Origin of the sequence: Micromonospora sp. LHW51205 (assembly GCF_003315815.1) — a bacterium.
GTDB classification, from domain to species: Bacteria; Actinomycetota; Actinomycetes; order Mycobacteriales; family Micromonosporaceae; genus Micromonospora; species Micromonospora chalcea.
Genome location: NZ_QMEZ01000002.1, coordinates 763,840 through 788,974, shown reverse-complemented (window position 1 = coordinate 788,974; position 25,135 = coordinate 763,840). Strand labels below are relative to the sequence as shown.

At 72.0% G+C, this 25,135-nt stretch carries 20 protein-coding genes and 2 tRNA genes; 13 read left to right on the top strand and 9 right to left on the bottom strand.

The genetic code is table 11. From position 1 onward, the window contains the following. Positions 1-8: 8 nt before the first annotated feature. Complete coding sequence (locus DQE82_RS11655; protein ID WP_113972653.1) at positions 9-2,105, top strand: ThuA domain-containing protein; 2,097 nt, start codon at positions 9-11, stop codon at positions 2,103-2,105. Positions 2,106-2,279: 174 nt separating this feature from the next. Then, positions 2,280-3,287 carry a sugar phosphate isomerase/epimerase gene (locus tag DQE82_RS11650; RefSeq protein WP_043329109.1) on the top strand — a complete coding sequence of 336 codons (1,008 nt, stop codon included), beginning with the start codon at positions 2,280-2,282 and terminating at the stop codon, positions 3,285-3,287. 120 nt (positions 3,288-3,407) lie between these two features. On the opposite strand, the gene DQE82_RS11645 is transcribed toward DQE82_RS11650, so the two are convergent. Further along, complete coding sequence (locus DQE82_RS11645; protein ID WP_113972652.1) at positions 3,408-4,592, bottom strand: ROK family transcriptional regulator; 1,185 nt, start codon at positions 4,590-4,592, stop codon at positions 3,408-3,410. A 96-nt stretch (positions 4,593-4,688) separates the two neighbouring features. Next, entirely contained in the window at positions 4,689-5,084 is a 396-nt protein-coding gene (locus tag DQE82_RS11640) for a hypothetical protein (RefSeq protein WP_030503967.1), read from the bottom strand. Positions 5,085-5,352: 268 nt separating this feature from the next. On the opposite strand from DQE82_RS11640, the gene DQE82_RS11635 reads away from it, so the two are divergent. The 4 genes from DQE82_RS11635 to DQE82_RS11620 all read left to right on the top strand — a co-directional run bounded on the left by DQE82_RS11635 (position 5,353) and on the right by DQE82_RS11620 (position 9,165). Then, positions 5,353-5,425 (top strand) — tRNA-Asn (locus DQE82_RS11635). Positions 5,426-5,599: 174 nt separating this feature from the next. After that, on the top strand, positions 5,600-7,735 hold the full coding sequence (locus tag DQE82_RS11630) for an MMPL family transporter (RefSeq protein ID WP_113972651.1): 2,136 nt from the start codon (positions 5,600-5,602) through the stop codon (positions 7,733-7,735). After that, positions 7,728-8,963, top strand: a complete 1,236-nt coding sequence (locus DQE82_RS11625) for an FAD-dependent oxidoreductase (protein ID WP_113972650.1) — start codon at positions 7,728-7,730, stop codon at positions 8,961-8,963. The genes DQE82_RS11630 and DQE82_RS11625 overlap by 8 nt, the downstream gene beginning before the upstream one ends. A 125-nt stretch (positions 8,964-9,088) precedes the next feature. After that, positions 9,089-9,165: transfer RNA gene (locus DQE82_RS11620), tRNA-Ile, on the top strand. Positions 9,166-9,467: 302 nt separating this feature from the next. On the opposite strand, the gene DQE82_RS11615 is transcribed toward DQE82_RS11620, so the two are convergent. Next, positions 9,468-10,007: an ATP-binding protein gene (locus tag DQE82_RS11615; RefSeq protein WP_069088881.1), complete on the bottom strand. Its 540-nt coding sequence runs from the start codon at positions 10,005-10,007 to the stop codon at positions 9,468-9,470. 1,159 nt (positions 10,008-11,166) lie between these two features. Continuing rightward, the gene (locus tag DQE82_RS11605) at positions 11,167-11,874 is read right to left on the bottom strand and encodes a DUF899 family protein (protein WP_113972649.1); all 708 of its coding nucleotides are present in this window, start codon (positions 11,872-11,874) and stop codon (positions 11,167-11,169) included. Between the two features lie 137 nt (positions 11,875-12,011). On the opposite strand from DQE82_RS11605, the gene DQE82_RS11600 reads away from it, so the two are divergent. The 4 genes from DQE82_RS11600 to DQE82_RS11575 all read left to right on the top strand — a co-directional run bounded on the left by DQE82_RS11600 (position 12,012) and on the right by DQE82_RS11575 (position 16,449). After that, positions 12,012-12,932, top strand: coding sequence for an RNA polymerase subunit sigma-70 (locus tag DQE82_RS11600; protein ID WP_113972648.1), 921 nt, complete (start codon positions 12,012-12,014; stop codon positions 12,930-12,932). A 1,080-nt stretch (positions 12,933-14,012) separates the two neighbouring features. Further along, positions 14,013-14,354 (top strand): CU044_2847 family protein, encoded by a 342-nt coding sequence (locus DQE82_RS11585; protein ID WP_069088884.1) that lies wholly within the window; start codon positions 14,013-14,015, stop codon positions 14,352-14,354. After that, complete coding sequence (locus DQE82_RS11580; RefSeq protein WP_113972646.1) at positions 14,351-15,415, top strand: serine protease; 1,065 nt, start codon at positions 14,351-14,353, stop codon at positions 15,413-15,415. The genes DQE82_RS11585 and DQE82_RS11580 overlap by 4 nt, the downstream gene beginning before the upstream one ends. Further along, positions 15,415-16,449, top strand: a complete 1,035-nt coding sequence (locus tag DQE82_RS11575) for a hypothetical protein (RefSeq protein ID WP_147265137.1) — start codon at positions 15,415-15,417, stop codon at positions 16,447-16,449. The genes DQE82_RS11580 and DQE82_RS11575 overlap by 1 nt, the downstream gene beginning before the upstream one ends. Positions 16,450-16,500: 51 nt before the next feature. On the opposite strand, the gene DQE82_RS11570 is transcribed toward DQE82_RS11575, so the two are convergent. Both DQE82_RS11570 and DQE82_RS11560 read right to left on the bottom strand, forming a co-directional pair. Further along, positions 16,501-17,292, bottom strand: coding sequence for an aminoglycoside N(3)-acetyltransferase (locus tag DQE82_RS11570; protein ID WP_113972644.1), 792 nt, complete (start codon positions 17,290-17,292; stop codon positions 16,501-16,503). Positions 17,293-17,470: 178 nt separating this feature from the next. Beyond that, positions 17,471-17,908, bottom strand: coding sequence for a hypothetical protein (locus DQE82_RS11560; RefSeq protein ID WP_113972643.1), 438 nt, complete (start codon positions 17,906-17,908; stop codon positions 17,471-17,473). Between the two features lie 100 nt (positions 17,909-18,008). Between DQE82_RS11560 and DQE82_RS11555 the strand changes: the two genes are divergently transcribed. After that, on the top strand, positions 18,009-18,593 hold the full coding sequence (locus tag DQE82_RS11555) for a GNAT family N-acetyltransferase (RefSeq protein ID WP_043329118.1): 585 nt from the start codon (positions 18,009-18,011) through the stop codon (positions 18,591-18,593). A gap of 5 nt (positions 18,594-18,598) precedes the next feature. Here DQE82_RS11555 and DQE82_RS11550 read toward each other — a convergent pair whose 3' ends face one another. Beyond that, positions 18,599-19,786, bottom strand: coding sequence for an aromatic acid exporter family protein (locus DQE82_RS11550; RefSeq protein WP_113972642.1), 1,188 nt, complete (start codon positions 19,784-19,786; stop codon positions 18,599-18,601). Positions 19,787-19,836: 50 nt separating this feature from the next. Beyond that, the gene (locus tag DQE82_RS11545) at positions 19,837-20,304 is read right to left on the bottom strand and encodes an SRPBCC family protein (RefSeq protein ID WP_043329119.1); all 468 of its coding nucleotides are present in this window, start codon (positions 20,302-20,304) and stop codon (positions 19,837-19,839) included. Between the two features lie 159 nt (positions 20,305-20,463). On the opposite strand from DQE82_RS11545, the gene DQE82_RS11540 reads away from it, so the two are divergent. Next, positions 20,464-21,234 carry a GNAT family N-acetyltransferase gene (locus DQE82_RS11540; protein ID WP_113972641.1) on the top strand — a complete coding sequence of 257 codons (771 nt, stop codon included), beginning with the start codon at positions 20,464-20,466 and terminating at the stop codon, positions 21,232-21,234. A 15-nt stretch (positions 21,235-21,249) separates the two neighbouring features. Here the strand turns inward: DQE82_RS11540 and DQE82_RS11535 are convergent, their stop codons facing one another. Further along, positions 21,250-21,942 carry a hypothetical protein gene (locus tag DQE82_RS11535; protein WP_370446789.1) on the bottom strand — a complete coding sequence of 231 codons (693 nt, stop codon included), beginning with the start codon at positions 21,940-21,942 and terminating at the stop codon, positions 21,250-21,252. 50 nt (positions 21,943-21,992) lie between these two features. Here DQE82_RS11535 and DQE82_RS11530 point away from each other — a divergent pair, with 50 nt between their 5' ends. After that, positions 21,993-25,130, top strand: a complete 3,138-nt coding sequence (locus DQE82_RS11530; RefSeq protein ID WP_199495981.1) for a BTAD domain-containing putative transcriptional regulator — start codon at positions 21,993-21,995, stop codon at positions 25,128-25,130. The last annotated feature ends 5 nt before the right edge of the window (positions 25,131-25,135 follow it).

Genomic DNA, 25,135 nt, shown 5'->3' with positions numbered 1-25,135 from the left:
GAACGCCGATGAGACTCCTCCGTATCGCGCTGGTCGCGGTGACCGCCGTGGCCGCCACCAGCGCCGCCGCCCCGGCGAGCGCCGCCGACGCCCCCTACGACGTGCTCGTCTTCTCCAAGACCGCCGGCTTCCGCCACGACTCCATCGCGGTCGGCACGCAGGCCGTGCGGGAGCTTGGCGCGGCGAACAACTTCACGGTCACCGCGACCGAGGACGCCGCCCAGTTCACCACCGCCAACCTGGCCCGTTTCGAGGCGGTGATCTTCCTCAACACCACCGGGGACGTCCTGAACGCCAGCCAGCAGTCGGCGTTCGAGGCGTACATCGGCGCCGGGGGCGGGTACGTCGGCGTGCACTCCGCCGCCGACACCGAGTACGACTGGCCGTTCTACGGCAACCTCGTCGGCGCGTGGTTCGCGTCCCACCCGGCCATCCAGCCGGCCACCGTCAAGGTGGAGGACCGGGCGCACGCGGCCACCGCGCACCTGCCGCAGCAGTGGAACCGCACCGACGAGTGGTACGACTACCGCTCCAACGCCCGCTCCACCGCGCACGTCCTGGCCAGCCTCGACGAGTCCTCGTACTCGGGCGGCTCGATGGGCGGCGACCACCCGCACGCCTGGTGCAAGACGTACAGCGGTGGCCGGTCCTTCTACACCGGCGGCGGCCACACCCAGGCCTCCTACGCCGACGCGGCGTTCCGCAACCATCTGCTCGGCGGCATCCGCTACGCGGCCGGGCGCACGAAGGCCGACTGCCGGCCGGAAACCGGCTACACCGCGCTCTACAACGGCGGCACCACCGGCTGGTCGCAGGCCGGGCCGGGCAGCTTCACCAACACCGACGCCACGCTCACCTCGGTCGGCGGCATGGGCCTGTACTGGTACAGCGCGAAGCAGTTCACCAACTACTCGCTGAAGCTGGACTGGCGGCTGGCCGGTGACGACAACTCGGGCGTGTTCGTCGGCTTCCCGCCGTCGAGCGACCCGAACTCGGCGGTGGACAACGGCTACGAGATCCAGATCGACCCCACCGACGCCGCCGACCGGACCACCGGCGCGATCTACGGCTTCAAGTCCGCCGACCTGGCGGCCCGGGACGCGGCGCTGAACCCGGCGGGGGAGTGGAACACCTACGAGATCCTGGTCGAAGGGGAACGGCTGCAGGTGTTCCTCAACGGCGTACGCATCAACGACTTCACAAACACCGATCCGGTGCGGTCGCTCGCCGGGCACGTCGGCATCCAGAACCACGGCACCGGCGACGACGTGTCGTTCCGCAACATCCGGATCAAGGAACTGGGCGGGACGCCGCCGCCGACCGGCAACACCACGGTCCAGGCCGAGGCGTTCGGTTCGGCCAGCGGCGTCAGCGCGTACCCCAAGGCCGGCGCCAACGGCGGCCAGACCCTGGGGTACGTGGATCCGGGCGACTGGGCCGCGTACCCGGGGCTGGACCTGACCGGTGTGACGTCGCTGCGCGCCCGGGTGGTCTCCGGCGGGCCCGGCGGCACGCTCCAGGTGCGGACCGGCTCGCCGACCGGACCGCTGCTCGGCCAGGTGGCGGTGCCGAACACCGGCAGCTGGACCACGTTCGCCGACGTGTCCACCGCGCTCACCGGCGTGCCGTCCGGTACGCAGACCGTGCACCTGACGTTCGCCGGCAGCGGCACCGGCCTGTTCGACGTGGACGACTTCACGCTGGTCCGCGGCACCGCAAGCGGCGGCACCGGCCCGATCAAGGGGCTGGCCGGCAAGTGCCTGGACGTGCGGAACGCCTCGTCGGCCGACGGCACCCAGATCCAGCTCTACACCTGCAACGGCTCGACGGCGCAGACGTGGACGGTGACGCCGAACGGGCCGGTGAAGGCGCTGGGCAAGTGCCTGGACGTCTCCGGCGGCGGCAACGCGAACGGCACGAAGATCCAGTTGTGGTCGTGCAACGGCACCGGCGCGCAGACCTGGTCGGCGCAGGCGGACGGGACGCTGCGCAACCCGTCGTCGGGCAAGTGCCTGGACGTGTCCGGCAACAACTCGGCCGACGGCACGGCGGTGCACCTGTGGACGTGCACGGGCGCGGCGAACCAGCGCTGGACCCTGCCCTGAGGTAGGCCATAGAGTGGAGGCGGCGACCGCGAGGTGGCCGGTGACCCGGCGGGAGGCGCAACCCGCCCGGGAGGCAGACGCTCCGGCGTCCACCGGTGCCCTCAGGCCGCCGCCTCCGGTCGTCCTCGCCCCGGTCCGCGACGGAATCCCCCATCACCACAGGGGAGAAGGACAATGGCGCGACCCATCACGCTCTTCACCGGCCAGTGGGCCGATCTGCCGTTCGACGAGGTCTGCCGGCTCGCCGCCGAGTGGGGCTACGACGGGCTGGAGATCGCCTGCTGGGGCGACCACTTCGAGGTGGACAAGGCGCTCGCCGACGACTCGTACGTCGAGCGCAAGCGGGCCACCCTGGCCAAGCACAACCTTCAGGTGTTCGCCATCTCCAACCACCTGGTCGGGCAGGCCGTCTGCGACCACCCGATCGACGAGCGGCACCAGGACATCCTGCCGGCCCGGATCTGGGGCGACGGCGAGCCGGAAGGGGTGCGGCAGCGGGCCGCCGAGGAGATCAAGGACACCGCGCGGGCGGCGGCGAAACTCGGCGTACGCACCGTCGTCGGCTTCACCGGCTCGTCCATCTGGCACACGGTGGCCATGTTCCCGCCGGTGCCACCGGCCATGATCGAGCGTGGCTACCAGGACTTCGCCGACAGGTGGAACCCGATCCTGGACGTGTTCGACGAGGTGGGCGTGCGGTTCGCGCACGAGGTGCACCCCAGCGAGATCGCGTACGACTACTGGACCACCAAGCGCACGCTGGAGGCGATCGGGCACCGGGAGGCGTTCGGGCTCAACTGGGACCCGTCGCACTTCGTCTGGCAGGAGCTGGACCCGGTGAACTTCATCTTCGACTTCGCCGACCGGATCTACCACGTCGACTGCAAGGACGCGAAGGTCCGTACCGGGGACGGCCGGCGCGGCCGGCTCTCCTCCCACCTGCCCTGGGCCGACCTGCGGCGCGGCTGGGACTTCGTCTCCACCGGCCACGGTGACGTGCCGTGGGAGGACTGCTTCCGGGCGCTGAACGCGATCGGCTACGACGGCCCGATCTCGGTCGAGTGGGAGGACGCCGGCATGGACCGCCTGGTCGGCGCGCCGGAGGCGCTCCAGTTCGTCCGCCGCCTGGCCTTCGACGCCCCGAGCGCCGCCTTCGACGCTGCCTTCAGCAGCCGCGACTGACCCTCCTCCTGCGCTCGCGATCTTGCACTTGCGGCCCACGTGATGCCGCTTATGCCCGTTTCGGGAGGGCCGCAAGTGCAAGATCGACGGGGTGAGGTGAGGTGAGGGCGGGGGTGGGGGTCAGCGGGCGGCGTAGGTCTGGGTGCTGACCAGGTGGGCCGCGCCGATCAGGGCGGCGGTGTCGCCGAGGTCGGACAGGACGATCGGCAGGCTGCCGGTGGCCAGCGGCGTGGAGCGCCGGTAGACCACGCCCCGGATCTCGGCGAGCAGGACCGGCCCGATCCCGGCCGGCGCGCCCCCGATGATGACGATGGCCGGGTTGACGAAGCTGACCAGCCCGACCAGCACCTGCCCGAGCCGGCGGGCGGCGTCGCGGACGATGGTCTGCGCCGCCGGGTCGCCCTCGGTGGCCGCCGCCGCCACGTCGGCCACCGCCAGCGTCCCGGCCGCGGCCAGCCGGTCCGCGAGCACCGTCGAGCGCCCGGCCCGCGCGGCCGTCACCGCCTCCCGCACCAGCGCGGCATCCCCGCAGTACGCCTCGACGCACCCGTTGTTGCCGCAGCCGCAGAGCGGTCCGTCCTCGCTCAGCTGGAGGTGGCCGATGTCGCCGGCCCCGCTGGCCGCGCCCCGGTAGAGCGAACCGGCGAGCACCAGCCCGCAGCCGACCGCGTCGCCCAGCTTGACGGCGAGAAAGTCGTCGAACGGGCGGCCGGTGCCGGCGTGCCGTTCACCGAGGGCCATCGCGTTGGCGTCGTTGTCGACCTGCACCGGGCAGCCCAGCTCGGCGGCGAGCGTGTCGCGTACCGGGAAGCGGTGCCAGCCGGGCAGGGCCGGCGGGGAGACCGGCGTGCCGTCGCGGACCTCGACCGGCGCGGGCAGCGCGACACCGACGCCGGTCAGCGACGTCAGCCCCGCCTCGACGCGCAGCTTGCCGAGCAGCTCGACCATGCGTCCGACCACCACGTCCGGGCCGAGCCGGACGTCCACCGGCTCGCCGTGCCGGGCCAGCGGGTTCAGCTCGCCGTCGGTGAGCGCGACCCGCAGCGTGCCGCCGCCGACGAGCACCGCGCCGAACCGGACCTGCGCGCCGATGCGCAGCAGCGACGACCGTCGCCCGCCCCGCGAGGCAGCCGGGCCGGCGCTCTCCACCAGGCCCAGCGCGGTCAACCGGTCCACCTCGGCGGCGAACCGGGCCCGCGGCAGGCCGAGGAGGTCGGTCAGCTCGACCCGGGACCGCGGGCCGTCGTCGCGCAGCAGGCGCAGCAGCCGCGCCTGATCCGCCGTTTCCGGTCCGACCATCGGCATGTGGTCACCTCCCCACGGAGAATGTGCCACATCGGCGCCCGAGCACACGGGAGCGGGCCGGTCACCCGAAGGTGACCGGCCCGCTGTCCGCTTGCGTCAGAGCGTGTTGCCGGTGGACGGCTTGGTGCTCGTGCCGGTCGTGGTCGAGCCGGACGCGCTGGTCGAACTGGTCGAGCCCGTGCCGTTGGCGCTGCGGCTGCCGACCGCGGCCGGCGTGCCCGCGAACGGCTTGTCGGCCTCGGTCATGCCCGGCTTGCCACCGTTGCCGGTGGCGAGCTTCTCACCCAGCTTGGTCTGCCCCAGCTTGTCCTTGCCCTCGGAGTAGAGCCGGGTCGCCTGGGCCTGCGCGACCCCGGCCGCCTCCTGGACGGTCGGGTGGTCGAGCACCTTGCGCCCCCGGACCACCAGCTCCTCGTACTTCTCCCGGCCGGCACGGGCGCCCAGGACGAATCCCGCAGCCAGCCCGCCAAGAAACATGATCTTTCCGCGCATGGCGGCTCCTTCCGTACCTGACGCTCTTGCCGATTTCCGCCGGCTCGGCGGAACGACCATCTTGCGCCTGCGTTCTCTGTCGACGGCTAACTACCCATCCTGCTCTCCGCTCATGCCTCCCTGTGCCGAGATGACGATTTGTCCGTAATCCTGGCGCGTCCGCCGGTCCGGTCCTCCTCCGGTAACCCCCTGGCGCACAACCCCCCGATGTCCTGTACTCTTGTCCCCGTCGCACGGAGCGGAGAGATCCGATCCGAGCGGTGCACGGTCCCCTGTAGCTCAATTGGCAGAGCAGCCGGCTGTTAACCGGCAGGTTATTGGTTCGAGTCCAATCGGGGGAGCTTCGCTCCACGTCACGCCCGTCGGCCCTGCCGGCGGGCGTTTCCCGTTCCGGCCCCTCGCGTGTCCCGGCTGCCCGGTTTCCGCCCGCGAGTCGTCAGTCGCCCGGCAGGATGGTCGGCGTCGACCTAGACTCCCGCTGCGTCGATTGTTGCGTCGATTCGAGGACGGTGGAGATGGCCGCAGGACGCAGCCGCTGGACCGCGACGCTGATCGCGGTAGCCGTGGTGCTCGGCTGGCTGATCATCGGCGGCGTCGCCGGGCCGTACTCGGGCAAGCTCGGCGAGGTCTCCACCAACGACAACGCCTCCTTCCTGCCGGCCGACGCCGAGGCCACCCGCGCGCAGGATCTGGCCGCCGGATTCGTCGACCGGGAGACCACGCCGGCGCTCGTGGTCTACGAACGCGCCGGCGGCCTCACCCCGGCCGACCAGCAACGGATCCAGGCCGACGCGGCCCGCTTCGCCGACGTACCGGGCGTGGTCGGCCCGCTGCCGCCACCGGTCGTCAGCCAGGACCGGCAGGCCGCCCAGGTGATCGTGCCGATCGACAGCGGCGAGGGCGAACAGATCCGCGCGGTGGTGGAACGCCTGCGCGACATCGCCGGCCCGGACCGCGACGGGCTCACCGTCGACGTCGCCGGACCCGCCGGGCTGCTCGGCGACCTGATCGAGGTGTTCGGCGCGATCGACGGCCCGCTGCTGCTCGTCACCCTCACCGTGGTCCTGGTCATCCTCCTCGTCGTCTACCGCAGCCCGGTGCTGTGGATCTTCCCGCTGCTGGCCGCCGGGATGTCGTACTCGCTGGCGGCCGTCTTCGTCTACCTGCTCGCCGACCACGACATCGTCAAGCTCAACGGGCAGGCGCAGGGCATCCTCACCGTGCTCGTGTTCGGCGCCGGCACCGACTACGCGCTGCTGCTCATCGCCCGCTACCGGGAGGAACTGCACCGGCACGAGCGGCCCTGGGACGCGATGAAGACCGCCTGGAAGGGCGCCGCGCCGGCCATCGTCGCCTCCGGCGCCACAGTCATCGTCAGCCTGCTCTGCCTGCTGCTGTCCAGTCTCAACTCCAACCGGGCGCTCGGCCCGGTCAGCGCCGTCGGCATCGCCGCCACGCTGCTGGTGATGCTCACGTTCCTGCCCGCGCTGCTGGTCCTCGGCGGCAGGTGGGCGTTCTGGCCCCGGCGGCCCCGGCACGACGAGGCCGACCCGCGCGCCGAGCACGGCATCTGGGCGCGGATCGCCGGCTTCGTGGCGCACCGCTCCCGTACGGTCTGGGTCGTCACCGCCGTGGCGCTCGCCGTGCTCGCGATCGGGGTGACCCAGCTCGGCGCCACCACGCTCGGCCAGTCCCAGCTGTTCACCCAGCGCACCGACTCGGTGGCCGGTCAGGAGGTCATCGACAGGCACTTCCCGGCCGGCACCGGCAGCCCCGCCACCATCTTCACCACCCAGGACACCGCGCGGCAGGTCGCCCAGGTGGCGCAGGGCGTACCGGGAGTCGCCTCGGTGCTGCCACTCGGCCAGCGCGGCGAGAACGCGCCGCCCGACCCGAACGCGCCCCCCAAGGTGGTCGACGGGCGGGTGCAGCTCAACGTCACGCTCGCCGACGCGCCGGACAGCAACGGCGCCGAGCGGACCATCCGCGACCTGCGCGAGGCGGTGCACCGGGTGCCCGGCGCGGACGCCGTGGTCGGCGGCTTCACCGCGATCAACGTGGACACCGCCGACGCCTCCGTCCGCGACCGCAACGTGATCATCCCGGTGGTGCTGCTGGTCATCGCGGTCATCCTGGCCGTGCTGCTGCGCGCCCTGGTCGCCCCGGTGCTGCTGATCGCCACGGTGGTGCTGTCGTTCCTGGCCACGCTCGGCCTCTGCGCGCTGCTGTTCAAGTACGTGTTCGACTTCCCCGGCGTCGACCAGTCGTTCCCGCTGTTCGCGTTCGTCTTCCTGGTCGCGCTCGGCATCGACTACAACATCTTCCTGATGAGCCGGGTCCGGGAGGAATCGGTACGCCGCGGCACCCGCGCCGGTGTGCTCGTCGGCCTGGCCGTCACCGGCGGCGTGATCACCTCCGCCGGTATCGTGCTCGCCGCCACGTTCTCCGCGCTCGCCGTACTGCCGCTCGTCGTGCTCGTCGAGCTGGGCGTGGCCGTCGCCGTCGGCGTCCTGCTCGACACCATAGTGGTCCGCTCGCTGCTGGTGCCCGCGCTCGCGTACGACATCGGGCCGAAGGTCTGGTGGCCGGGCCGGTTGTCGCGGTCGCACCGCGAGGGCGACCGGGCCGGCGCGGGGGTGGACCGTGCCTGACACCGACGTGGTGGTCGTCGGCGGCGGCCTGGCCGGTCTCGCCGCCGCCCGGAGGCTGCACCGGGCCGGCGTGCCCTGGCGGCTGCTGGAGGCGAGCGACCGGCTCGGCGGGCGGGTCGCCACCGACCGCGTCGACGGGTTCCTGCTGGACTGCGGCTTCCAGGTGCTGAACACCGCGTACCCACGGCTGGCCGGCCTGGTCGACGTCGGCGCCCTCGAGATGGGCTGGTTCACGCCCGGCGTGCTGGTGCGCCGCAGCGACCGGCTGGAACGACTCGTCAACCCGCTGCGCGAGCCCGCCGGCGCGCCCGCCACGCTCACCGCCGGCGTCGGGACACTGACCGATCGGCTGCGGTTCGGCGCGCTCGCCGCCGGCTACGCGACGCTGCCGGTCGGGCGGCTGCTCAACACACCCGAGACCAGCGCCGAGAAGGCGCTGCGCCGGGCCGGGCTCTCCGACACGATCATCGAGGAACTGCTCCGGCCGTTCCTGTCCGGCGTGCTGCTCGACCGCGAGCTGGCCACCTCCAGCCACGTCCTCGCGGTCATCATGCGCTCCTTCGCCCGGGGCCGCATCGGCCTGCCCGCCGACGGCATGGCGGCGCTGCCCCGGGCGCTCGCCGCGCCGCTGCCCGCCGAGCTGATCGACCTGAACACCCCGGTCACCGAGGTCGCGCCCGGCCGCGTCCGCACCCCGTCCGGCGAGATCACCTGCCGCGCCGTCGTGGTCGCGGCCGACCCGCCGGCGGCGGCCACGCTGCTGCCCGGGCTGCCGAGGGTACGCATGCACGCCTACACCACCTACTACCACCGCACCGAGACGGCGCCACTGGACGAGCCGATCCTGCTGCTCGACGGCGACCGGCGGGAAACGATCGCCAACACGGTGGTGGTGAGCCGGGCCGCGCCCACGTACGCCCCGGATGGCCAGCACCTGGTCGCCACCTCGGTGGTCGGCCCGCAGACCCCGCCCGAACCGGTGATCCGCCGCGAACTGGACCGCCTCTACGGCCGCTCCACCGCCGACTGGACCCACCTCACCACCATCACCGTGCCGGACGCGCTGCCCGCCGCCCCGCCGCCGCAGGGCCGCCTGCGCAAGCCGGTCGCGCTCGGCGACGGCCTGTACGTGGCCGGGGACCACCGGGACAGCCCGTCCATCCAGGGCGCGCTCGCCAGCGGCTGGCGCACGGTCGGCGCCGTCATCGCCGATCTGCGGCGCGCGTAGAGCCGTTGGCCGGTGGGTTGCGCGTTGTTATCCTCGCGTAGCCCATCGTGCTGTCGCGGTAGTCTTTCCGCCCGGCCGGTGGTGGTCCGCGAAACGATCGGCGGGTTACGATCCGGCGCGGTGACGGGGCGGTAGCTCAGCCGGTTAGAGCAGGGGACTCATAATCCCTCGGTCGCGGGTTCGAACCCCGCCCGCCCCACCAAGCCGTTTCTCCAGCTCAGCCATGGTGCCGACGGCTCGGGTGCACTGCGTCGAGGTCATGGCCGCCTTCACATTGGCCCCTCCGCCACCGCGACACTGGCCGCCGTTGTGCCGCAGCTCGTGCGGCGTCCGGTTCGCAAGCTCGATCGACGCCGAAGCCCGGTCGAAGACCCGGCGACGGAAGTTGTTGTTACGCAACACCTCGCCCGTTGGGGATGTGAACACCAGCTCGTCACCGGGGCACATCAGTGGGCGTCGGGACGTGCGGTCTGCCGATGGGTGGTTGGTTCGGAATCCTTGGTGTCAGGGGACCGACGGAGGCCAGCGATGCCTGCGCCAGTCCTCCCACGTCGCGAATTCTGCCGGCGGGCAGTCGACGGGTTCACTGCCGTCGAGTTCCCCTTCGGTCGGGATGCTGATGAGGGCAGCCCACCTGTCGAGTTCCTCGTCGGACATGTGCCACGTCGTGTGCGGCTCTTCGGCTTGGCGTTGGTCGAGTCGTCTCCGTTGCTCGGCCGGTGGGAGTTCGAAGTAGCGCATCTCCACCGCCGCGCCGAGGTCGGCAGCTGCCTGCCGTAGCGCGGAGCGCTCATCTCGACCCCAGAGGCCGAAGTCGATGACGACGTTGATGCCGAGATTGAGGGCGCGCAGCCCAATCTCGATGAGCCGTCCTTCGATCACGTCCGAGGCCGACGGCGGGTTCGCGAGGCCGTACAGGGCCTTTACCCACTCGTCCTTCGTGAGGCGAAGAGCCTGCTCCTCGACTTCTATGCGCCGCGCTTCTGTGGTCTTCCCGGTGCCTGGCAGTCCTACCGTCAGGAACAGAGTCGGTCGTGTCGTCATCGTTTCCCCATCTGAACGGTCGCGCCATCATCGCTGACGCTCGCTCATGCCGCGACCAGCGCGTAGGTGTCGCCGATCAGTTGGCGGACGGGTGTCGCGCATCAGCCGACGGAAGACAAGAGTTCTACACCGCGAACTGCCGAATTGCCTCTTTAGGATCAAGGCGGCCTGCTGGCGGCGCAAGCGCCGGCATCGGCCTGGCCGGCCGGCCACGCTGACGGGGCCTACCAAGGGCTTGAAGGGCTGTGAGGCGGGACGATCGGCGTAGGCGTCGCTCCCAGTTGAGGTTGGGGCGATCGGCTGCCGCGCAGCGGAGCTGCTTGCCCCCGGCCTCTCGTAGGTCGCCGAATGCGGTTTGACGACGATGAGGACCAGGGCGTGAACCGTCCCCGGGTGCCCGATCCTCTACGCCACCCGCCCGGCGTCAAGGGCGCTGCGCGTCGGTATGCCGATGGCCTACAGCCATCCTTGACCCCAACCGGGCACCGCAGTTCTTGGCACCTATCCGGGGGACGGGGGCAGACTGGCGGCTATCCGTCGAGGATCTGGACGGTCTGCGACGGCATCTTGATCCAGAGGGGCAGCCTTGGATGTGAACCGCGACGAATCAACGGTGACCGTCCCACTTGACCGGGCGATCGAGGTAGCTCGCTTCCTTGAGTGCCTCACCCGCTCGATTGACCGGATCGGTTCAAGGATGGCAGGCGGCCATGCAGACGCCGGGACCGTCGACCGCTTCATCGACGAGTGGCTGATCGGCCCTCAAGCGTCTCGGGCGCGAAGGGTCCTATGGGATGCCATCAGTCAGGTGATCGGTGAGGAGGCGGTGGAGGAATCGCTGAAGCAGTGCCCAGATTCCCGGACGCCCCGCCTGATGAGGTGCGACGGCTTCGACAGGAGCTGTCGGCGGGGCAGAAGGCGCTCGATGGGTAGCCGCCTCTTGCGGGACGAGAGGCTTGCGGGCAGTTCGCACCCAGTCCGCAAGAGGCCGACCGCCGCTGGGGGAGCGGTGAGAGATATCGAGAGGTGTTTCCGCTGGTGAGAGCCCCATTCAGGCAGGTCGCTGGGTCGCCCATCTTGATCTCATGATTCCCTCGGTGGCGGGGTCGAACCCCGCCCGCCCACCAGCCGTTTTCCCAGCTCAACTACGATCAGGACGTCATCGCGGTGCAACGCCGGGGCGCGACCATTGCGCGGTGGGGCGGCCGTCGAGACGCCACGGGTGCCCGGTGACCCGCGGCCAGCCTTCAGGCGAGTTCTCCCAGTTCTCCTGCCGGCCGTACACCGTGAGATCCAGAGCGTGGTAGGTGGTCATCAACGCCTCCACGCCCCGCCCGGTGGTCCAGTAGGTCTCGTAGACCTTGTCGCCGTCGCGCAGGTAGCACGCGATGAACCCGAAGTGACGACCGTCGGCCAGAGCCGGGTCGGAGTCCTTCGCCGAATACCAGGGGAACCGGTAGCCCATGAACTCCGCGAACGGGGCGCTTTCGTCGTAGGGACCCTCGCAGAAGACGGCGTAGGTGACCTCCCGAGCGTGCAGGTAGTCCAGCGTCTGCATGTGACAGGTCGAGAAGGTGCACCCCTCACACTGATCCTCGTACGGATTGCCGTCGTGCCACATGTGGAAGTACGCGATGAGCATCCGGCGGCCCTCGAACACCTCCACCAGTGGGGTGTCCCCGCCCGGGCCCCGCACCGTCACCGTCGGCATCAAGGTCATCGGTAGCTGACGACGAGCGGCGGCGATCGCGTCTCCTTCGCGGGTGTGGGCCTTCTCCCGTACGAGCAGTTCGTCGCGCTTGCGCAGCCAGGTCTCCCGGTCGACGACCGGGGGCGCGGCGGCGCCGGACGCGGGGGTTGCCGTCATGGCTGTCTCCTTCGTGGAGTGGGGATCGGTCACAGGTACAGACGACCGAGTCGGCGAGTGTCATCGGTGACCGATGACGGATGCGGTCCGCGGTCGTCAGTACGGTTGTGAGCACCACTCAGCCCCGGGGAAATCACATGCCCGACTCGTCTGACGAGCAGGCGATCTGGCTGCAGCGCGCCTTCGACGAGCACCGGCGTGAGCTACACCTCCACTGCTACCGCCTCGTCGGGAACGTCACCGACGCGGACGACCTGGTGCAGGAGACCTTCCTGCGTGCCTGGCGGGCTCGCGACCGCTTCGAGGGCCGGGCGTCGGCGCGTACCTGGTTGTATCGGATCGCCACGAACGTCTTCCTCGACAGCCGCAAGGCGGCCGGTCGACGGGCGGTGCCGTACGGTGATCCGCTGGAGTGGTCCACCGAGCTCGGTCCCTATCCCGATGCCCTGCTGGCCGACGATCCGCAGGCCGGTCTCGCCGCTCGGGAGACCGTCGAGCTGGCCGTGATCGCGGCGCTCATGTACCTGCCGCCGCGGCAGCGGGCGGCCTTCGTGCTGCGCGACGTCCACGGCTGGACGCCGCAGGAGATCGCCGTCGCGCTCGACACCGCCGTAGCGGCCGTCAACAGCCTCCTCCAGCGGGCCCGCCACACCCTCCGGGGGCGCGCTCCGTCGGACCCGAAGGACTGGCGCCGCCCGCAGCTCACCAGTGAGGACGAAGAGATCCTGCGCCGCTACGCCGACGCGAAGGACCCGGAGACGATACGGGAACTGCTCGCCGAGGACGTACGGATCACGATGCCGCCCGAGCCGCCGGTCGTCGGGATCGACGCGGCCGCGGAGTTCCTCGGCCGACCGCTCGACTGGCGTACGTTCCCCACCTCGGCCAACGGGCGCCCGGCACTGATCAACTATCTCCGCCGGCCCGGCAGCCGGCACTACGAGGCGTTGGTCGTCGACGTACTCCGGATCGAGAACGGGAAGATCGTAGAAAGCAACGCCTTCATCGGTGCCCGTCACGTCGCCACCTTCGGCATGCCCACCACGCTCGAGCCCTAGACAAGTAAGCCTCAAGCTCAGGATTCCTACGAACTCGGCGGCGTGGTTCCGTCGCAGGGGACACCGACACCTAGTTGTACGTGCGCCGTCTGCCCCCGCGACGTGATGGTGAGCGGTAGGCAGGCCGGCCGCGCAACCCAGGTGCCGCCGACGAAGGCCAGCCACTGAGGTCGGTCATCGACAGGAGCGCAGGCGCGCACGTGGGCGCTCATGGCCGGCACCACTGACGAGCCCCATCCGAGACGCGCCTTGTCCTCCCAGCCGGCTGCCACCCGAAGATCGACCACTGCGCCGCCGCGTACGACCAGGCCCCACTTGGCGAACAGCCGGGCTGCCGGGTCCGGTTGCCCCGATTCCGCTACTTGAAGCACCGGCCGGGCAGGTACCGCGACGTCCTCTCCCACGAGCCGATAACCCGCCGGCGGTTCCGTGATCGTATCGACCGATTTGGTGCACGACTCCTGCCCGGCGCCCACGTCAGCTGACGGGGTCGCGCTGGGGTCGGTGCCCAGAGACGCAGTTGGCGTGGGTGGTCTGGCCCCACCCTGGCTCGAACCGCTTGAGGACGTACAGGCTGCCGGTGCCGCCATCAGGAAGATGCTGAGCGGCCACCACACCATGCGGCTGGTCCTTCTCACGCGCATCACCTCCTGAACGGCGAGGCCTACGACGGTAAGGGCGCGACTCGTGAAGCGTCACCGTACCGGAAAACGGGATGCGTGCGATGCCGCCAATCTTGATCTCGTAATCCCACGGTCGCGGATGCGAACTCCGCCCCGCCAGGTCAACGACGTCCTACGCCACCACTCCGCCCATTCGGTTACCAGTCTCGCGCCGGCGCGGATTTGATCATCGGACCAAGTCCTCAGTGGAGCGCGATATTCGACCAGAAGTCGTGTTGCTGACAATCGAACCGGCCGAATGTCTGATCCTGGCATCAGCGCGCGAACGCCAGGATCGATTTCAAGCCGGTTGAACGATCCTCGCAAGTTGCGGGTGTGCTGCCGGTCGATCCTCGACGCATTGTCGCGTCGTCTGCATTGTCCGCTGACCTCTTTTCCTTCCGGTCGAAGGAGTGCTGTGCCAGTTACCAGGCAATTCGCGGTGCATGGAGCGGATCCGGTCCTCATCGAGGTCGATGGCCAGGACCTGGATATTCGTGGCGAGAGCGCCGGCATCGGACCGGTGGGCCGCAGCGGTCGTACCGAACCGAGATCCTTCGAGGAGTCCCTTCGGAGCGTCCGCGCGGCGGCTCTGGAGGCCATGCGTGTGTTCCGCGAGGACCTGGGGCCGAGCGAGGTCAAGCTCACCTTCGCGGTGAAGATGACGGCTGAGATGAACGCCGTCATCGCGAAGACCGCGTACGAAGGAAACCTCGGTGTCGAACTGGTCTGGCGACGGGAAGACTCCGCACCGAAATGATCACCTCCTCTGAACCCTGGCGGCTGCGGATCCGAGCCACGACGAATGATGGTGCTCCGTCGGAGGTGCTGGGAACCGCATTCGTCGTGGCGCCGGGCGTGGCCCTCACGTGCGCTCACGTGGTCGAGGGCCGGGTCCGGTGCTGGGCGGAGGCGCCGGGGGGCTGGGGCTCGGGCCAGGTCTGTTCCACCCGCTACGCGGTGCCGGGCTGGAGTCCGGGCCGGTACGACGGGACCGACGTGGCAGTCGTCGACGTGCCGGAGAGCTGGCCTGCGGCGCCGCTCGGGCCCAGTGCGCCGCCGCGGCCGGAGACGCCGCTCGACGCGCTCGGCTTTCCGGAACAGTATTCGGCGGCGGACGACCGCGGTCAGCGGACCCGGGTCCAGGTCATCGGGCCTGATGAGACCGGGAAGCTCATCCAGGTGAACGGTCTGCCCGGATTCGACGGCCAGATCCAGCGCGGATACAGCGGCGGCCCCGTTGTCGACGTCACGTCGGGCCGCGTCGTCGGCATGGTTTCGACCGCCGACATGGACAAGAGGCTGCGGATCTCGTGGATCATCCCGCTCGCCACGCTGGCTGAGGCCTGGCCGCCGTTGGCGGACCTGCTCCCGGAGCAGATCCGCGTCGACCCGGAATTCGTCGAGGCGGTCGCTGCTCTCAACAATGGGGCGTACGCGCGGGCCCTGGAGCGCTTCAACACGCTCGTGAACATGTATCCACGCGAAGTCGATGTCTACTACTACCGGGTGCTGGCCGCTCTCGGCGGCCGACGCCCCGGCGGGTACCGGTACGAGGTGATCCGGGCGATGGAGAATCTGCTGCAGATCGGCATTCAGATCGAGCCCGGCTATACGAGCAACCATTTGCGAGCCCTCTGGGCGCTGATCATCGAGGACTACTACGAAATCCGTGGCATTCCGACCGACCGCTCCAGGCTGCGCGGCCTTCAGGCGGCGCTGTCGGGCGTCGGCAGTGATCGCGCCCGCGAGATCATCAACCACGTTCCTGCTGTCGAGTGCCCGACCTGGCAGGGGCTCAGCCGAAACCAGGGGATCTGATGCATCCTGAACAACGCGCAGAGCGAGCTGGCAAGTATTTCGCGCCCGAACCGTCCACGCCGGTAGCCCAGTACGTCAAGCTGGCATTCGGTGGCGGACTCCTGCTGATGGCCCTGGTGATGTTCGCCGTCGGTGACGCGGCGATCTGTCTCGGATTCCTCTGTGGGGTCGGCGGCGCGGTGCTCGTCGTCCTGGGGCTCATCGGGCTCTTGAACTATGCGGAGGCGCGCCGGCGCGCCTATCCCCGGGCGACCGATCAGGAGATGGACGCCTGGCTGTACGGGGCCGAGGAAGCCATCGCGCAGATGGGCTACCGGCGGCTGAACATCCACCCCACCGAGCTTTCCCAGGGCAGGCAGCCCTATCTCGTCTTCTACGGAATCCCCGAGCTGTTCTCGGTTCTCCCGTTCCACTGGAACAGGGGACGGGACGGCAAACTCCGCTACTCCGCGTACAAGATCATGATCGTCTACATGTCGAACTGGCGCCTGCCGGTGTACGAGTGCGTGCTCGACATCGCCACCGGGTTCACGATCCGCGACTCCACGAAGGAGTACGCGCTCGGCAACGTGGACGGGATGGAGACGTCCGCGGACCGGGTGAGCGTCTTCAACGAGCAGTGGAAACCCGGCTCCGACGGCAACAGCGGCGGGGTCTTCTCGGGAGCCATCGGCAACGGGCCGAACATGGGTGCACAGTTCGGGCACTACACGCAGCGCCAGATCATCAAACTGCTCGTCTCCGGCCGGGTGGCTGTCGACCTCTGGCTGGGGATCGCGCCCAACGAGGCGATGGGTATCCAGGGTGTGACGGAGCCGTCCTCCGTGGACAGGATGATCTCCCAACTCCGCGAGCACTTGCGGGAACACAGCGGCTCCGCGTATCCCGACGCGCCCGCGGCGTTGAGTGGACCCGCTGTGCCGTCGGGTGCGGACCCGACCGCTCTGTTGATGCCGCCGCCGTCCGAAGGTCACACGACCGAGCCGATCCGCCAGCGTCCTCCTGGCGAGGAGAACGAACAACGCCCCGCGTGAGTCGAGCGCCCCGTCCGTCGTGTGAGTCCGGGCGGCGGACGGGGACGGCGATCAGCCCGTGCGGTTGGTGGCCATCCACGCGGTCGCGAAGTCGACCAGGGCGCGTTGGCGCATCAGCCTGGCCGTCGCGCTGCCGACCCGGCCGACCGTCCCGCCGCCGGTGGCCTCGAAGTCGGTGCCCAGCCGGTCGAAGTCGTCCTCGTCGGTGACGACGTCGGTCCACGTGGTCCACCGGCTCGTTCCGTCCGGCAGCCGTACCGCCGAACCCGTCACCGCCCGCGGCGGCGACGCCTGCCGCCATTCCGCCAGGTGCAGCGAGGTGTTGGAGCTGTGTTCGCAGCCGAGCAGCAGCACCTTGCCGCCGAGCCGGTAGACCGCGCCCAGCGGTGAGCCCTCGCCCAGCGCGTCGTCGAGGCGGTGTCCGTCCACGACGTCGGCGGCGTGCGCGCCGAGCGCGGCGAACGACACCTGCGGATGGTCGCTGCGGCGGGCGCCCGGCCAGGTGCGTACCGTCTCGGCGACGGCGCCTATCCACCGGCTCGGCGTGCGCGCCGGGTCGAAGCCCGGGGTGTGCTCGCGGATGACGGGCCACCACGCCTCCGGTACGGGCGGATGCCGCCACCCGGCCGGATCCGTGTTGTCCGGCGTGTGCGTCGGCACCACGAGGGTGCCCTCCGAACCGAGCGCCTCCAGCAGCGCCAGCACCACCGCGTGGGTGCCCCCGGCGACGAACCCGAGACTCCGGTACGACGAGTGCAGCAGCAGGACGTCGCCCTTGGTGACGCCGAGCGTGCGCAGGTCGTGCGCGATCGAGGCGACGGTGTGCGGTGCGGCCTGGTCCACGCGGCGCAGTGTAGGCGGGGCCCTGAGCAGGATTCTCGCCGATTCCGGGATAGCGGCGGCGTCCCCGCGCGTCTGTCACTGGTGAACGAGGAGACGAGGGTGGTGCGGTGGACGAGGACGAGCGGGCGGTGCTGGCCGAGTTCGTGGCGAGCCGGGCGCCGGCGCTGATACGGGTCGCCTACCTGCTCACCGGCGGGGGATGCCGGTTCACGTAGTCGCGGGCGCGGGGGAGCGGGTCACCGAAGTACTGGTGCGGCATGCGGTGATGCTGGGCCCGGCAGAACGTGGCGAGGTCGCCCGTGATCCCGATCCGGTCCAGTGGACGCCGTTCGAACTCCCGGTTGGCGGCGAGCAGGTCCGCCTCCCGGTTCCATCCGGCGTGGTCGAACGCCCAGTCCGCCCAGGTCGCGTACACGTGGAAGACCTGGCGCTCGCCCGCGAACCGCAACCCCGCGAGACCGATCGGCCGGTCCGGGTAGGTGTCCCGGCACACCCAGGCCAGGATGTGGCAGGCCCCGGCCGCGAAGAACGCCTGGTCGGCGCGCTCCCAGGCGAGTCGTTGGTCGGCCCGTTCCCGCGGCGTACGCCGGAAGACGCCCGCTGCCGTCACTGCCACCAGCGCACCCTAGCCGAGCGGCCACGTGACGCGTGGACCCTCGCACGTGCCGATCTGAACCCGATTGACATGTGGGGTGGTCGGCGGGGGAGAGTCGGGCATGCGCTTTCAGGTGTCCACACCGCCCGCCGTTCCCGCCGGTACGTTGGCCGCCGGCCCGCAACCGACGTTGCCCGCCGAGGGCGGCCTGGTCCTGCGCCCCTGGGCGGACGGGGACGCGCCGACCGTCCTGGCCGCGTACCAGGATCCGGAGATCCGCCGCTGGCACACCCGCCGGCCCGCGTCGCCGGAGCAGGTCCTCCAGTGGTTCGCCCACTCCCGTCGATCGTGGCAGGAGGAGACGGGCGCGAGCTGGGCGGTGACCCGGGGCGACGAGGTGGTGGGGCGCATGACGTTGGGCGGCGTCAACCTCGACGACGGCGAAGCCGCGTGCGCGTACTGGGTGGTTCCGGCCGCCCGCGGCACCGGCGTGGCCTCCGGCGCGCTGCGGGCGCTGAGCGCGTGGGCGCTCGCGGACGGCCGGCTGCACCGGCTCTGGCTGGACCACTCCACCGGCAACGTCGCGTCGTGCCGGGTGGCGGTCAAGGCCGGGTTCCGGCTGGAGGGCACCAAGCGCAGCGCGGCCGTGCACGACGACGGACGGCACGACATGCACCTGCACGCCCGCGTCCGCGGGGACGACTGACCGGGTCACGACTGCGCGGCGGCCACCTCCCGGATGCGCCGCAGCGCCTCCGCCCGGTCCATCCCGGTCGCCTGGAGGATGTCGCTCGCGGCGGTCCGGACCTGCCCCACGATCACCGTGCCGGACAGCCCGGTCCCGGCCAGCTCCGCGCGCGTCGCGGCCGCCACCGCGTTCAGCGCGTGCCGGCGGGCGTCCTCCGGACCCTGGTCCGCGAGAACCTCCTCCTGTACGGCGTGCACCGCCGCGCCGAGCGCCTCCACGGCGTCCGGCAGGCTCTCCGGGATCGGCTCCCCGTCCTCGATCAGCACCACGGCCCGCCGGGCCAGCACGCGGGTGTTCCAGACCGCCTGGTCCACGTCCGGCGCGCCGAGCTGGTAATGCTGAACGGATCGCCGCCTCGGCCACCGGGCCGGGGCGAGGTCGACGGTTTCCTTCGCGCCGCCGAAGATGTCCCAGAACCGGCCCAGGTCCGTGCCGATCGCCTGCGACCGGCTCAGCGCCCGGTCGGCCAGCTCGTGGTCGCGCCGCCGCAGCGCGGTGGCGGTCGCCGCGAGCTGGTCGGCGAGTTGGCGCAACGTCGGCGCGGCCACCCGCCGCATGACCCGCAGCGGGTTGATCGGCACCAGCAGCAGCGTCACCACCAGGCCCACGCCGCCGCCGATCAGCGCGTCCACGAAGCGGGGGAACTCCAGCGTGTGCCGGGACGAGGAGAGCGCGCCGAGCAGCACCGCCGTACCGCTGGCGTTGCCCACGATCCCGCCCCGCGTACTCAATGCCAGCGCGACCAGGACGGACGCCGCGACGATCACGCCGGTCTGCCACACCCCGGCGCCGACGGCGCCGATCAGCAGGTCCGACACGATGATGCCGAGCGTCACCCCGGCGAGCAGCTCGACGGTGTTGGAGAGTCGGCGTCCGAACGACGAGGTGATCACCGCGACCGCGGCCGCCGGGGCGAAGATCGGGCTCGGCATGCCGGTGATCCAGCGCGCGACGGCCCAGGCCAGCGCCGCCGCCAGACCGGCCTGCACGGCGAGTACGGACTTGACCCGCAGCTGCTGCATCCGGTCCCGCCCGGCGGCCCGGCCGCGCTCGTTCACGCGCTCCCACGCCTCGTCGAACCGTTCCGCGTCCAGGCCGGCGCGCCGCGACGACCCCCGCCGGCCGTCGCGCCCCTCCCGCTGCCCGGTCACCGCCGGCGGCTACCCGCAAAAACCGCCGCCAATCCCGGCGTCCGCCGAGGTCAGCCGCCCGGTTCGAGGTACGCGGCCAGGTGCGCCAGCGACGACGCGATGCCCTCCTCGTGCACCGCCTGGTCGATGCCCGGTGGTACGCCGGTGGCCGTGACCGTCACCTCGGTGCCGTCGCCGGCCGCTGCGAGGTGCCAGGTCATGGTCATGGTGCCCGCGTACGCGGGGTCGTCGGCCTGGAACACGGCGGTCTGCACGACCCGGCGCGCCGGTACGAGTTCGGCGAACCCGACGTCGACCACGTCGGTGGCGTCCGACGTCTTGCCCGGGCTGCCCGCCGGATCGAGATAGGTGAGCACCATCCGGAACCCGCCACCGGGCCGAGGATCCCACCGCTCGATCCGCCCGCGCATCCCGTCCGGCGGCAACCAAGCCTCCAGGGCCGCCCGATCCACGAGCGCCCCGTACACCGCTGCCGGCGCGGCCCCGATCGTCCTGCTACCCCGATCGACCCTGCTCACCCCCCAACCCTAGGCCCGCGCCCTGGCCGCCCGCGGGCGCACTAGTCGATCTTGGAGTTGTGGCGGTTGACGAATGCCACCGAGTAGGGCGATTCAGGCGCCACAACTCCAAGATCGGCGGGGAAGCGGGGGCGGGGCGCGCCGGGTACGCTGCCGCGAATGCCGGTACGACCGCACCCTGACGCCCCTGACCACTCGCTGCTGTTCGATGCCGACGACGTGCCGCTGGCCCGGATGCGGCTGCGGGACGACGACGGCACGCGGGTCGCGGCCGGCGTGAGGCCGCTGGCCGGGGCGCCGCTCACCCGGCTCGTCGCGCAGGTGCGGCGTGACCTCGCCGGGCATCGACTGGAGACGCCGGACGAGGCGCTGGCGGCGGCGCTGGTGGCCGACGGGCTGAAGCTGAGCCGGGCCGCCACCGACATGCGGCACGACCTGACCGACGTGCCCGCGCCGGTGGCGCTGCCGGACGGCTGGTCGCTCGGCGCCCCCGGCTGGGACGACGACCTCGCCGCAGGGCTGGACGCGGCGTACGGCCCGGACCACCCGGACGGCCGCTGGCAGCCCAGCGACACCGAACAGGTGCGGGCGATGTTCGACACCGGTGAGCCGGTGCCGCCCCTGGTGCCCGCCTCGGCCCGGCTGATCGACCCGGACGGCCGCAGCGCCGGGCACGTGCTGTGCGCCGGACCGGTGCCGTGGACCGACGACGACTGCGTCTGGATCCTCAACCTCGGTGTCGCGCCCCGGGCGCAGCGGCGCGGATTCGGGCGGGCGCTGCTCGTCCACGCGCTGCGCGGCGCGCGGGAGGCGGGACTGCCGTCCGTCGGCCTGTCGGTGGTCGACGGCAACCCGGCCCGCAGGATGTACGACGCGGCCGGTTTCCGCGTCCTCACCCGGGTGCTCACCGTCCGGATCCCCGACGCGTAGCCCGCCGGGGAACCTTCAGGCGCCGGTGAGCAGAGGGTGGTGCTCGGACCAGAGCCAGCGCAGGTAGTCGCGTAGCCGTTCCGGGGTGGCGATCCACCCCTGGCCGGGATAGCGGAGCAGCCGGCTGACCTCGCCGGCCACCAGGTCGTATCCGGCCGCGCCGGTCTCCGGCACCGGGGCGTCCGGTGCGACAGCCACTGGTAGCGGGACCATCGGGATCCGCAGGCCGGCGCCGTCGCAGGCCCGCAGCACTGTGAGATAGACCCGAACCAGGTGGTACGGCGAGACGACGAGCGCGACGCTGCCGATGCCCAGCGCCCGTACCTGCTCCACGACCCAGGTGGCCTGCCGGCCGGTGCCGGTGACCGGCTCGGCCTGGAGCACGACCCCGTCGACCCGGCGCAGACCGAGTCCGCGCAGCCGGTCCAGTGTGAGCGGGCGGTACGTCCGCTCGGCCGAGTCGGTGTTCGCCACCAGCAGGTGCCGCAGCGCCGGGCCGGTCTCCCAGGCGCGGATCGCGTCGGTGAGACGCCAGTCCTCGCCCTGGCCGGTGGCCACCACCAGCGCGTCCACCCGCTCGGCGGCGCGGTGGGGGAGCGTGAGGACCATCGTGACCGCCTCCAGCACCGCCAGGAGCCGGTCGGCGGGGACGTCCGCGAACGCCTCCGGCCCCACGAGCCGTGGCAGCGGGCGGGACACACTCGTCACGCCCGCGATCTTGCCACCATCGGTTCGCCAGCGGGTGAGAGAGTGACATGGTGCGGGTGGGGATCCTCGGGCCGCTTGAGGTCCGCGACGGCGACCGGCCGCTCGACGTCGCCGGGGCGCGGCTGCGGGCGCTGCTGATCCGCCTCGCGCTGGACCCGGGCCGGCCGGTGAGCGTGCCCGCGCTGGCCGAGGCGCTCTGGGGCGACGAGCCGCCGACCGACACCGCCAACGCGGTGCAGACGCTCGTGTCCCGGCTGCGCCGGGCGGTGCCCGGGCTCGGGGTACGCAGCAGCCCCGCGGGCTACCGGCTCGACCTGGACCCGGACGACGTGGACGCCGGGCGGTTCGAGCGGCTGACCCGGCAGGGGCGGGCGGCGCTTCGCGACGGGGACCCGGCGACGGCGCGGACGACGTTGCGCGACGCGCTCGCGCTGTGGCGGGGGCCGGCGCTGGCCGAGGTCACCGACGCGCCGTACGCGGCGGCAGCGGTGGCGCGGCTGGCGGAACTGCGGCTCACCGCGCAGGAGGACCGGATCGAGGCGGAGCTGCGCGCCGGGCGGCCGGAACTGCTGGTCGCCGAGCTGGAGGAGCTGACCGCCGCGCATCCGCTGCGGGAGCGGCTGGCCGAACTGCACCTGCGTACGCTCGCCGCCGCCGGGCGGCCCGCCGAGGCGCTCGCCGCGTACGAGCGGATCCGGCAGCGGCTCGCCGACGAGCTGGGCGTCGACCCGTCGCCGCAGTTGCGGGCCGCGCACCTGGAGCTGCTGCGCGGCGAGGCGGCCCCGCCGCAGCCGACGGCCGTGACGCGGGGCAACCTGCGGGCCGCGCTCACCACCTTCGTCGGGCGCGACGAGGACCTGCGCCGGCTCACCGGGCTGCTCGCCGGCAACCGGCTGGTCACCCTGCTCGGGCCGGGCGGAGCCGGCAAGACGCGGCTGGCGAGCGTGGCGGCGGGCCGGCTCGCCGACGGCGTACCCGGCGGGGCGTGGCTGGTCGAGCTGGCGCCGATCACCGACCCGGCGGACGTGCCACGGGCCGTGCTCGACACGCTCGGGCGGCGGGACCGGAAGCTGGAACCGGTACGCCAGCCGGCCCGCGACACGCTCGGCCGCCTGGTGGACACGATCGCCACCGACGAGACGCTGATCGTGCTGGACAACTGCGAACACGTCGTCGAGGCCGCCGCCCGGCTCGCCGAGGACCTGCTCGGCCACTGTCCAGGGCTGCGCGTGCTGGCCACCTCCCGGGAGCCGCTCGGCATCGTCGGCGAGGTGCTGGAACCCGTACCCCCGTTGCGGCTGCCACCGGCGGACGCGACGCCGGGCGACGCGCTCGCGTACCCGTCGGTGCAGTTGCTGCGCGACCGGGCCGCCGCCGTGCGGCCCGGGTTCGCGGTGACCGGCGAGAACGTGGCGGCCGTGGTGGAGATCTGCCGGCGGCTCGACGGCCTGCCGCTGGCCATCGAACTCGCGGCGGCGCGCCTGCGGACGCTGTCACCGCGGCAGGTCGCGGCCGGTCTGGACGACCGGTTCCGGCTGCTGACCGGCGGCAGCCGCACCGCGCTGCCCCGGCACCGCACGCTGCGGGCGGTGGTGGACTGGAGCTGGGGGCTGCTCACCGACGACGAGCGGCAGCTCGCCGAACGGCTCGCGGTCTTCCCGGCGTCGGTCACCGCCGACTCGGCGGCCGGCGTCGCCGGCCCGGCCGCCGCCGCGCTGCTCGACGCGCTCGTGGACAAGTCGCTGCTCCAGGTGGTCGGCGACGGGCGGTTCCGGATGCTGGAGACCATCCGGGAGTACGGGCTGGAACGGCTCGCCGCCGCCGGGGCGTCGGCCGGGGCGCGCGCCGCGCACGCGGCGTACTTCCGGGAGCTGGTCCGGACCGCGGAGCCGCACCTGCGCACGGCCGGTCAACTGCCGTGGCTGCGGCTGCTGGAGGCGGAACGGGAGAACATCGTCGGCGCGCTGCACTACGCCTGCGACGCCGGTGACGCCGACACCGCGCTGCGCATCGGCGCGGGGCTGGCGTTGCCGCTGGTGATCTGGGGCGACGGCGGCATCGGCGGTGACGTGCTGGCCCGCGCGCTGGCGCTGCCCGGCCCGGCCCCGGCGGAGGAGCGGGCGGTGGTGCTCGCCATCCGCATCGGTTCGGAGCTGGCAGGCGGCGAGCGGGGGCCGACGCCGGAGCAGATCGCCGAGCTGACCACGACCCTGCGGGCGGTGGAGGGGACCAAGCATCCGATCGTGGGGCTGCTCGCGCCGATGCTGTCGATCTTCGACGACGACACGGCGGCCGGGATCGCGGCGATCGACCGGGCGCGCGGGCATCCCGACCCGTGGACCGACGGCACGCTGCTGGGGGTACGCGGCAAGTTCAAGGAGAACGACGGCGACGCCGAGGGCATGCTGCGTGACCTGACCGACGCCGCCGCGGAGCTGCGCGCGGTCGGCGAGCGGATGAGCCTGTCGCACGTGCTCAGCGAGTACGCCGACGCGCTCACCAAACGCGGCGACTTCGAGGCGGCGACCGCGGCGCTGGAGGAGTCGGTGCGGCTGGCCCGGGAACTCAATCCGGCCTCCGAGCCCGGCTTCCAGCTGATCTGGCTCGCCGCCATCCGGGCCCGCTCCGGCGACGTGGCCGGCGCCAAGGCCGAACTGCGCCGGTTCGTGACCGACCGGGACGGCCGGGACGGCGCGTTCGGGCTGATGATGCTCGGCAGCATCGCCCGCTCCGAGGGGTCGCTGGACGAGGCGCAGGAGTGCCTCGCCGAGGCGACGCGCCGCCAGGACGAGACGCCGTTGGCCGCCCCGCAGTTCCGTGCCCTGCTGCTGACCGAGACGGGCCATCTGGCGCTGGCCCGCGGTGACCTGCCGGGTGCGCGTCGCTGTCTCGACGATGCGACCACGCGCAGCCTCGCCGCCCGGGACATGCCGGTGGTCGCGATCGTCGCGGTCGGCTGGGTGGCGTTGGCGGTGGCCGAGGGCCGGTACGAGCGGGCCGCCGAACTGCTCGGCGTCTCCGACTCGCTGCGCGGGCGGCCGGACCGCTCCAATCCCGACGCGCAGCGGCTCGCCGAGCGGCTGCGCGCCGAGCTGGGCGAGGACGGATACGCCGCCGCGTACGCCCGGGGCCACGGCCGCAGCCGGGCCGACGCCCTCGCGTTCGTGGGCGGCGACCCGGCTGGATGAGGCGC